Consider the following 8,982-nt stretch of genomic DNA (forward strand, 5'->3'; position numbering starts at 1 on the left):
CGCCGACCAGGCAACGGCCGAACGAACGAACCTGAAACCCCGTCAACCCGCCCTGACCAGCTGATCAGCACCTCCCGCACGCCGGGGGAACCTCACTCTCATAGGAATTGACCATGAAGGCTTCTTCAGACTTGGTCAATGTGTCCCACTCCTGCTTGCTCACTCAGCAATCGTCGCAGAGCCGAGGCACGCAGGCTGCTACACCGCTGACCAGGCCATCCCGACTCGGAGCTCACCCTGGTCGCCCAAACCCGGTGAACCTGCCCGGTCACAGCAGTAGCCGGCGGCATGACCGCATGGCTGAGCCGAAGCACGGTAGTTGCCGCAAAGACAGGTTTGCTGTCGCCGAGACCGGCATACGGTGTTGCGGTAGGTGAATGCTTCGCGGTCGATACCCAGCGACTCGGCCCCCCGGATGTCGCTCTCGGACTTGTGGACAGTCCGGGCGCGGGCGAGCTCGGTGGCGGGGAGGCTTTCAGGAAGGACGCTTGGCACGCTGGCTCGCCACCCATGGCAAATGGCGTTGCGGCTCCGGCCCCTCGGCGACAGCGCCCGGGAAGAAGCCCGCAAGCCCACCAACCGGGCGGGCTTGCGGGCCGGTCCGGCATGGCGCCGGGCCGAGGCGCGATGTACCCGGATGCTGATGGCCTCCGAACCATGCAGGAGAGACCATGGACGACCTCAGCCGTCAAGAAGCCCGGCAATCATCATCCATTGACGCGGACCATGACACTCCCGGTCAGCCGGGGGTCATCGGCATCGCGCTCGCGCCGTGCTGACGGCCGCACTCGCGCAGGGTTCCTGGCAATGGTTCTCCACATACATCGGAGTGACGCTTCTTGCGTTGATTTTCTCCTTCTACCGACTGCCGACGTGGATCCCTGGCCTCGGATCCACGTACATGCGGAATCTGGCCGCGTACTCGCTGGTTGTCGGCCTGTGCGTAGCGATCACACTGGCCCCCGCGCTGCAGCGCTGGGCATGGCTTTTTCCGATGCCCGGCACTCGTAGCGGGTGCCCTGACATCGGCAGGTACGAAGCCATCCGCGCGGAGGCCGCGCTGGCGAACCTGGCTGGTCGCGAGAGTGCCGCCGTGGCTCACGCGCAGGAGGTCCAGGCCCATGTTGCTGTTGCCGACTGCCTGTCAGCCACTACGACCCTGTGGCTGCCGGTGTACGGAGCCGGGGCGGCCGTACTGGTGGGTCTGGGCGCGTGGTCCCGACCGAGCTCGGGTGAGGAAAGAAGCGGCCGTGGCCAGCCGAAATCCCCCTCGTAAGCACTGAGCAGGAGTTCGAGCGCGACAGGACGGCAAGGAGTGGCTGTCAGGGCCACCTCCAGCCTCTGACCGATTGTGACAAGCAGTGCGTTTCGACTCCCCCGTCGGAAGATTTCAAGTCCAGTGAGACGGTCGTGACGCTATGAGGTTTGTGGTGCGGGTTCCCTGCGTTTGGCCGGGTCGTTGATCCAGGCCGTCTGGGGTATCTCGGGTGGTCTGGGGCGGCGGCCGAAGCGTCCGGGGTGGCGGGCGTATGCCTCGGCGAGGGTGACCGCGCGCTGGTCGCGGACCTCCTCGGCGGTCCCGAAGTGGACGGAGGCTGGGGTGTGCCAGCCGATACCCGAGTGCCGGTGCTCATGGTTGTAATACGCGATGAACGCGTCGAACCACTCGCGTGCGCGGGCCGGCGAATCGAACCGTTCGGGATAGTCCGACATGTACTTCGTGGTCTTGAACTGGGCCTCGCTGTAAGGGTTCTCGTTGGAGACCTTCGGCCTCGAGTGCGACCGCGTCACGCCCAGATCGATCAGCAGTTGGGAGACCTTCTTCGACGTCATCGAATTGCCGCGGTCCGCGTGCACGGTCTGGGGCACGATGCCGTTGCGGGCGATGGTCCCGCGGATCAGCTCCTCGGCCCGCACAGCTGATTCGGCCCGCTCGACGGTGTACCCGAAGATATACCGGCTGAAGATGTCGATGATCACGTAGGCGTGATACCAGACGCCCTTGGCCGGCCCGGCCGCCTTGGTGATGTCCCAGGTGAACACCGCGAGGGCCCGGTGGCGACCAGCTCGGACACCGCCTTGGCCAGATGGGTGGCCTGCCGTCGGCACTCACCCGACTGATCCTGCTCGCGCAGGATCCGATACATCGTCGAGACGGAGCAGTGACAGCGCCCGGCATCCAGCCCGCGGGCCCAGATCTGCGAGGGCGCCAGCTCGGCGTACTCGTCACCGTTCATCAACTCGAGTACCGCAGACCGCTCTTCGGCCGTCAGGGCCGACGGCTGCACCCGCGGGGCACGTGCTCTGCGTGGTGGCGCCGGCCGGAGCCGACGGAAATGCGTGGCACGGGAGCGGCCGGTCAGCCGACAGACGGCCGTGATACCCAGCTGAACCTCGACGCCGGTGAACGCCTCGTCCACGACAGGGTCCGCGGCAGGCTTCAGTCCGCGCTCTCGCAGATCAATTCCAAGAGCGCGGAAGCTTTTCCCATCACCTCGAGTGCGGCCTTGTTCCGTGCCAGATCCCTCTGCAACCGCTCCACCTGCTGCCGCAGCTTTTCGCTCTCCACCTCCGCGGCGGACTTCTTCGCACGGGCCGGGCTGGTCCGGCGGTCGACCAGGTTTTCCAGGGCCCCGGCACCCCGGGCGGCCCGCCACTCCTTGACATGCGAGTGGCAGAGCCGTTCCCGGCGCAGGACCGCACCCTTCTCGTTCCTGGGCGCGGCGTCATACTCGGCGACAATCCGCAGCTTGTACTCCGAGGTGAAAATGCGGCGCTTCGGCCTCAGCGCCGGCTCGGACCCGACAGGCTCTGTACTGGGCATAAGGGACGGTTCTCCCGTCGTGCCCTCTCAGGCCAACCCCGCAGAACGGGATGTCTCACCCAAGGCTGACAGAGAGGGCGTTGGCCTCGCCGAAGCGGAGCCTTTGCGATCGCGCAAACTGCGTAAACCTTGTGTCCAGCAGCGCTGAGCAGTGGGCCGGGAACTCCCGGCATCACATGCGCGCGTGGTGCTCGATGTCTTCTCTGAACTTGGTGAGAGCCTGGTCGGTGAGTGTGGGGCGGGTATCGGCAATGGCAGCGAGGTAGTCCTCGGTACTGGCCGGCACGCCTTTGCGGTCGGTGACTTCGCGTTCGAATGCGACGTGGGAGCCTTTGCGAGCGGCGAACTCGATGTCGGCGGGTGTGAACATCTCGCTGGCTGACACCAGTTGGTGGAGCTTGATGTCGTTGGCGGCGGGGCCGAGGTAGCGCTGCCAGATCGCCGCCCGGGCTTTTGGATCGGGAGGGCCGACCGGAATGACGTAGTCGAACCGGCCGGGGCGCAGGAACGCCGGATCGAGGGAGCGGACGGAGTTGGTGGCGCAGATCAGCAGTCGGTTGTCGTGGTCGCGGAAACCAGGGATCAGCTTGAGCAGTTCATTGGTGACTCCGTGGCCGGGATCGACGGCGTGACCGGACCGGACGCCGGCGATCTCCTCGACCTCGTCGATGAACAGCAGAACGGATTCCAGCTCCGCCAGATCGGCGAACGTGTCCCGCAGTGAGGCGGCCAGGCCGCCGGTGGCACCCTCCGTGAGCCGGGAGGGAAAGAGTTCCACGAACGGCCAGGCCAGCCGGGAGGCTACCGCCTTGGCGAAACTGGTCTTTCCGGTGCCCGGCGGGCCGAAGAGGATGACGGCTTTCGGCGGCGTCACTCCGTACCGGTCGGCCAACACGGGCTCGGCCAGCGGCAGCACGATCCGCCGCTCGATGGCTTCTCTCTCTCGTTTCATGCCCGCGAGGGCACCCCAGAGCCCCTGCGGTAGCACCCTTCCGCCGAGCTCCGCGAGCAGACCTGCATCACTCGCCCCGAGATGCTCGACCTTCTCGTAGAAGGTCAACCCGTCGCGAGTGCGGTAGCCGGAGTTTTCCAGCGCCGTGGTTCCGGTGGCCCCTCGGGCGAGCAACGCACCGATGCGGCGCACCCCCTGTATGCGCAGACGCCTCTCGATTTCTGCAATCAGGGCGCTCCCGAGTCCGCGGTTACGCCACATCCTTGCGAGCGCCACCAGCGTGATCCAGGCCCGCTCGCCCTGGGCCTGCGCCACTGCCATGCCCACCAGGTCCTCGCCGGCCACTGCAACAACTACGGTCCCGCCGGTCCGGGCTGAGGCCATGGCCTCAGAGACCGGGAACACGGGAGGCATATCGTCGTCCTGCCGGTCCTGTTCCCATATCTGGATTGCACGGTCCAGATCATCGTCACGGAAGTCCCGCAATCGCCACGTCGGCATCATCGCCACCTTGTCGGCAGGTCGCCACCGCCACGCCGACACCCTGGCGCGGGCTGCCCTGCTCCTCCCTCATTCTCCGCGCCGATCAGATGCCCGTCGACCGGGCGGGCGGGTGTCCACCACCCGGGGAGAGATTCCGGCGTTTGATAATCGGCAGCAGTCCCGGCAAGTCCCGGCCGCTCCATGTCGTTGGCACAACCTTCAGTCTTCAGCGGCAACGCTCAAGCCTCTATGGCACAGGACACCTGTGGGTGACCCCGCCGACGGGGGTGCGGCGGGGCCAAGGCCGGTGCGCCAGGTGCATCCCCCCTCTCGCTGCGTCTCACACAAGGCGACCTGACTTGAGGTGTCCTAGTTTGGGAAGGGCAAGAATTCGTCCACGCGAGGAGTCGTGATGACTCACGGAAGCAGCAAGGACAAGCTCACAGGCAAGGCGAAGGAAGCCATGGGCAAGTTGACTGGCAACCGACGCAAAGAAGCCGAGGGGAAGGCAGACCAGGCCAAGGGGCGGGCCAAGGAAGCCGTAGATGACGCCCAGAAGCGCATTCCCGGAAGGTCCGGCCCGAAGGATCCGCTGATCACCGACGACGAGTAGTTACAGGCCCCGGGCCCCCGTCCAAGCGGCGGGGGCCCGGTCCCATGGCGGACAATCCGCAATCGAACTCGCGTCCGGTCTGTTGCCTGATCTGCCCCGTCTCCGCATGTTTGGCAAAATGGCTCGCGGAGGGGGGGACGAACGCTGCCCGTGTGCCAACTGGAAGTATTTGGCGCCCAGGGCAGCCAGAAGGCGCTCACTGCGACGGGCCAGCGGACGTTGATCTGCGTGAACACACGTTCCGAACAGCGAATATTCCCTCCCACCCTGCGGTCGGCGAAATAGGTCTCTGATGGATTGAGGCACCGCGCAGCAACCGGCCTGGGTGGCCTGACAACGGGGGGGAGGAAATGGCAACTTCGTGAGACGCAGCCAGCGCCCACGGTGCTTTCGCCGATTGGACGGCGCAGGTCACACTGCGTCACGCAAAGATCCGCGGGAACACCAGATACCGGCAGGCGGCCCGGCCAGCCAGTTAGGGAGACAGGCCAGGGGCGACCGGGCCACCGCCGGTACCTCCATCCTCAGGCCAGACCCGCACCGCCGCATCCGGGCCGGCCAGATGCGCCCGCCGTCACCCCGGGCCACCCTGGAGTCATGGCAGCACCATCGATCACCATCCACGCCCCCACCCCGTCCGGCGCCCGGCCCGTGACCGTGCACGTCAACAGTCGTGACGAAAGACTCGGACTCGCACACAGCGATCACGACCTCATCGTGTTCCTCGCCGACGCAGGCTTGGCGGACCCGGAGCGGATCCTCGACCACGCCGCTGTGGTCCAGTGGCAAGGCGCCGAAGCACATCGGTACGAGGTCATCGCCAGCCGTTCGTCAAAGGCGCGATGACGATCGGGCCTGTTGATCTGTTGCAGCCTCTGCCCGCCGCACAAGGCATCGAGCAGTTCGTGGTGAGTGGTGCCCATACAACGTCGCGAACGTCACCAGGGTGATACAGCCAGTGATCGCCGGCCTATATCGCTCGGGAGATTCAGCAGACCGACACCTATGGCGGCCACAGCGGCCAGCCCTCCGGCCTCGGACAGCCACGGCCACAGCCACTCACGGCCGGGGACCGGCTTGGTCGGGCCGCCGCTGTTCTTGGAATCTCCGACGCTTTGCACCAGCCGACCACCCACGACCAGGGACTGAGGGGCGCCAACCACACGCTGGGTAACGACGAGTAATTCCGGTCATCACCTTTATTCGGAGCAGGAGCTGAACTAGCTGATGGAAGAGTGCACGGTGCGCGATGGGACCGGGCCAGCGCATCAGCATGACAAGGCAGACTCTTCCGCGCCCCGATGAATGGGGACCGAGGCCGCAGAGGCATCGGAAAGAGAGGCATCAGACCTGTGACGCAAACAGGTCTGATGCAGTGAGGGGTCACTACAGGGAACCCCGGAACGACGCTACCGAGGGGTTAGTCTCCCGTATTGGTGGCCCAGACCGGGCGCCTGTCGGCGTTGTAGACGACTACGTTGCCGTCGTCCTGGACGGCAAGGTACGCACCCTTGCGCCAGGTACCGGAGGCCCAGAGCGGGTGGCCGCCACGGTCGTAGAGGACGAAGTTCCCGTCTTCCTGCATGACCGCGTGGTCGCCGTTGGGGTAGGCGCCGGGGGCCTGCCACACCGGCCGGTTGTCCTTGTAGAGGACGAAGTTCCCGTCCTGCTGCACCCGCAGGATGGCTCGGCCGTTGCCCGAGGTCCAGGCGTGGTTCTTGTACAGCGTCGCCCTCGGATGGATCAGCGTGTCGGACGTGGGGCGCGCACCGGAGGCCTGGGTGTGGCGAACCGCAGCCGGCGCGGACACGGAGGCGTGAGCGGTACCCGCCAGCATTCCGCTGACCGCAAGCAGCGCGGTCGCGACGGCGAGCAACGGGAAGGTACGGAGTTTCATCAATTTCCCTTCAAGGGACCGGAGGCGTCCTGTTTTCAGGCCGCGCCATGAAACTCCCACAGATCCTTCAGAGAAAACCCGTTCTGAGAGATCTGGAATTAGTGCGGATTACTGAAATCCATATCAGCATGGATAGATGCTTGTTTCACGGAAAACCATCTCCCAGCCTCAGGGTGATTTCTACTAGGAAGTAGATGCAACTACTGTGCGAATCATCAGAACGTTCTCGTCCCGGCGGCACCGACAGGAGTTCGTCGCACGCGTGACAATAGGCGGCGCGCAGAGGCTGTCCGCTTTCCCGTCCGCTCCTCCGTCAGCTCCGTTTCATCGACGCCTGACCGTGCCGGCCCGGCCAAAGCAGCGGTGCGCGGCGCCGTACACGAAACCATGTCGTCGACCGCCAGGACACCGCCGACCTGATCTGGGCCTGGTTGGCAGGCCGTATCCCGACGGGAGACCTTCGAGGCGGACGAGCAGCCCTGCGGCTGACGCCGAGGACGGCGGTGAAAGGAAGAGGCCCCGGCCCAGGGACCGGTCCGTCCACGCCGCACGGTCCGTCAGCGTGTCCAGGAGCCGGACGTAGGCGTCGAGCAGCGCCTGTATCCAGCCATCGGAGAAGGCTCCGTCGACGCGGCCCCAGGCCAGTCGCAGTCGGCCACCTTCGTCCCACACGATGTGGTCGAGCAGCACCTGCGGTGTCTGTGAGATCCCGAAGGCCTCCTCACCGATCCATGCTGTCGGAGGCTCGCCGTCCCCCAGCGAGGCCCACACCGTTGGTAAAGACCACGGGGTGACTGAGTGCGGCGGCCGGAACCGTGCCTGTCCCCCCGCAGGTCTCGCAGTACCTCGACGCCGGATATGGAACGGTGGTCCAGGTATCCCCAGAAGCGGTGGTTGGCCTCGGCGGCGTACGCGGCATAGCCCTCCCAGTCGCCCGGCAGGCAGAGCGGGGTCCCGACCAGAGCGGTGGAGACGAAGCCCCTGACGGCGCCGACGCCCTCGTCCGGGGTGTCCGGGCGGTCGAACAGAGTGGTGTTCAAACATATCCGATGCCCCGCATCCCACCGGGCGAACACCAGGGCGAAGGCCGCGAGGGGGGCGGTGGGAGTGACTCCGTGTTCGACACTGCAGGTTCGCAGCGCGGCCCAGGCGTCGGTATCGAGGCCGGATTCGCACCGCACGAAGCGCGGTGGGGTGGTGGCGGCCGGCACGCGCAGCAGAGGGAGGCGCGGGGCGGGCGGCAGAACAACGGCACGTTCGGACCAGTACGCGCGGTCCCGTTCCCGCCGGGTTGACCACTCCGGGGAGTGTGCTCGGGCCCGTTGGATGTCGGGGAACTGCTCTGAAACACGCGGCAGTTCGTGCACCGGGTCGGCGACGAGGTCGCCCCACTGACGCATCAGCAGCATCCAGCCGGTCATGGCCGTGAGGCATACGCCCACGCCGACGTGAAGTCGTATCGTTCCGTCCGGCAGCAGGGCGGCATTCAGGTCGAACAGCGGCCAGGAACCTGTGGGCCGACATCGATGCGAACACTCGTGCCACAGGGCAGCCGACATCTCTTCGCCCCCGTCAGTGGTCGTCCCAGTGCCCGTCATGGCCGGCGTGCCGGTGACCGTTGTGCACGTAGTCCACGTGATCTCCATGCGGCACCGCAACATGACCGCACCCGTCGCCATGCTGGTGCGCGTGGTCGCCGTGAACGGTGTGCCCGCTCGGCTCGCACTCGTCCACATGCTCGTCGTGAACGCGGTGGAAATGACCGTCGTGCGCATAGTCCACGTGGTCCTCATGCGGGACGGCGACGTGGCCGCAGCCCTCACTGTGCTGATGCGTGTGGTCGGGATGGGGGGCATGTGCAGCGGTCATGACGTTCTCCGGTCGTGCCTCGGAAGCCGCCTGCGCGCATTCGGATTGCGCCACTGGCTCGATCTTCCCCTCCAACGAGCACCGGTACAGCCTCGTCACCCTGGCGCGGCCGTTCGGGTGCGAAACGCATCCAAATGGGGAGTGACCCTCCCGGGCCAGGGCCCCTCCGCGCGTCCAGCCCGTGCTCCCCCGGTACGCCTCAGCCCCCGAGGGAAGCCCGGCGACCGCACGAGCGGCGGGGGGGGCCCCCCCCCCGGGGGGGGGGGGGGGGGGCGCCCCCCCCCCCGCCCCCCCCCGCCCCCGGGGGGGGGGGGGGGGAGCGGGGGGGCCCCCCGGCCCGGCGG

The 8,982-nt window shown here is 66.7% G+C and carries 9 protein-coding genes; 4 read left to right on the forward strand and 5 right to left on the reverse strand.

Going from position 1 to position 8,982, the window contains the following annotated elements:
* Positions 1-772: 772 nt before the first annotated feature.
* The gene (locus ACIPEK_RS45605) at positions 773-1,276 is read left to right on the forward strand and encodes a hypothetical protein (RefSeq protein WP_402008706.1); all 504 of its coding nucleotides are present in this window, start codon (positions 773-775) and stop codon (positions 1,274-1,276) included.
* Positions 1,277-1,416: 140 nt separating this feature from the next.
* Here the strand turns inward: ACIPEK_RS45605 and ACIPEK_RS45610 are convergent, their stop codons facing one another.
* From ACIPEK_RS45610 to ACIPEK_RS45620, 3 genes are all read right to left on the reverse strand, one after another.
* Entirely contained in the window at positions 1,417-2,109 is a 693-nt protein-coding gene (locus ACIPEK_RS45610; protein WP_402008708.1) for a transposase, read from the reverse strand.
* A 331-nt stretch (positions 2,110-2,440) separates the two neighbouring features.
* Positions 2,441-2,824 carry a hypothetical protein gene (locus ACIPEK_RS45615; protein ID WP_402008710.1) on the reverse strand — a complete coding sequence of 128 codons (384 nt, stop codon included), beginning with the start codon at positions 2,822-2,824 and terminating at the stop codon, positions 2,441-2,443.
* Positions 2,825-2,996: 172 nt separating this feature from the next.
* The gene (locus tag ACIPEK_RS45620) at positions 2,997-4,277 is read right to left on the reverse strand and encodes an ATP-binding protein (RefSeq protein WP_402008712.1); all 1,281 of its coding nucleotides are present in this window, start codon (positions 4,275-4,277) and stop codon (positions 2,997-2,999) included.
* Between the two features lie 394 nt (positions 4,278-4,671).
* Between ACIPEK_RS45620 and ACIPEK_RS45625 the strand changes: the two genes are divergently transcribed.
* Together ACIPEK_RS45625 and ACIPEK_RS45630 are read left to right on the forward strand one after the other, a co-directional pair.
* Positions 4,672-4,872, forward strand: a complete 201-nt coding sequence (locus ACIPEK_RS45625; protein WP_402008714.1) for a CsbD family protein — start codon at positions 4,672-4,674, stop codon at positions 4,870-4,872.
* Positions 4,873-5,469: 597 nt separating this feature from the next.
* On the forward strand, positions 5,470-5,718 hold the full coding sequence (locus ACIPEK_RS45630; protein ID WP_402008716.1) for a hypothetical protein: 249 nt from the start codon (positions 5,470-5,472) through the stop codon (positions 5,716-5,718).
* A 574-nt stretch (positions 5,719-6,292) separates the two neighbouring features.
* Here ACIPEK_RS45630 and ACIPEK_RS45635 read toward each other — a convergent pair.
* On the reverse strand, positions 6,293-6,769 hold the full coding sequence (locus tag ACIPEK_RS45635) for a hypothetical protein (protein WP_402008717.1): 477 nt from the start codon (positions 6,767-6,769) through the stop codon (positions 6,293-6,295).
* A gap of 1,115 nt (positions 6,770-7,884) precedes the next feature.
* Between ACIPEK_RS45635 and ACIPEK_RS45640 the strand changes: the two genes are divergently transcribed.
* A complete protein-coding gene (locus tag ACIPEK_RS45640; protein ID WP_402008719.1) occupies positions 7,885-8,064 on the forward strand; it encodes a hypothetical protein in 180 nt (59 codons plus the stop codon).
* A 277-nt stretch (positions 8,065-8,341) separates the two neighbouring features.
* On the opposite strand, the gene ACIPEK_RS45645 is transcribed toward ACIPEK_RS45640, so the two are convergent.
* The gene (locus ACIPEK_RS45645; protein WP_402008721.1) at positions 8,342-8,638 is read right to left on the reverse strand and encodes a hypothetical protein; all 297 of its coding nucleotides are present in this window, start codon (positions 8,636-8,638) and stop codon (positions 8,342-8,344) included.
* Between the last annotated feature and the right edge of the window lie 344 nt (positions 8,639-8,982).

The sequence above is a fragment of the Streptomyces sp. NPDC088246 genome (assembly GCF_044741025.1).
Lineage (GTDB): Bacteria > Actinomycetota > Actinomycetes > Streptomycetales > Streptomycetaceae > Streptomyces.

What these genes read in the sequence shown, in the direction of transcription:
- ACIPEK_RS45615 (WP_402008710.1), bottom strand. Translation starts at nt 2,824, where the DNA reads ATGCCCAGTACAGAGCCTGTCGGGTCCGAGCCGGCGCTGAGGCCGAAG.
- ACIPEK_RS45620 (WP_402008712.1), bottom strand. Translation starts at nt 4,277, where the DNA reads ATGCCGACGTGGCGATTGCGGGACTTCCGTGACGATGATCTGGACCGT.
- ACIPEK_RS45625 (WP_402008714.1), top strand. Translation starts at nt 4,672, where the DNA reads ATGACTCACGGAAGCAGCAAGGACAAGCTCACAGGCAAGGCGAAGGAA.
- ACIPEK_RS45630 (WP_402008716.1), top strand. Translation starts at nt 5,470, where the DNA reads ATGGCAGCACCATCGATCACCATCCACGCCCCCACCCCGTCCGGCGCC.
- ACIPEK_RS45635 (WP_402008717.1), bottom strand. Translation starts at nt 6,769, where the DNA reads ATGAAACTCCGTACCTTCCCGTTGCTCGCCGTCGCGACCGCGCTGCTT.
- ACIPEK_RS45645 (WP_402008721.1), bottom strand. Translation starts at nt 8,638, where the DNA reads ATGACCGCTGCACATGCCCCCCATCCCGACCACACGCATCAGCACAGT.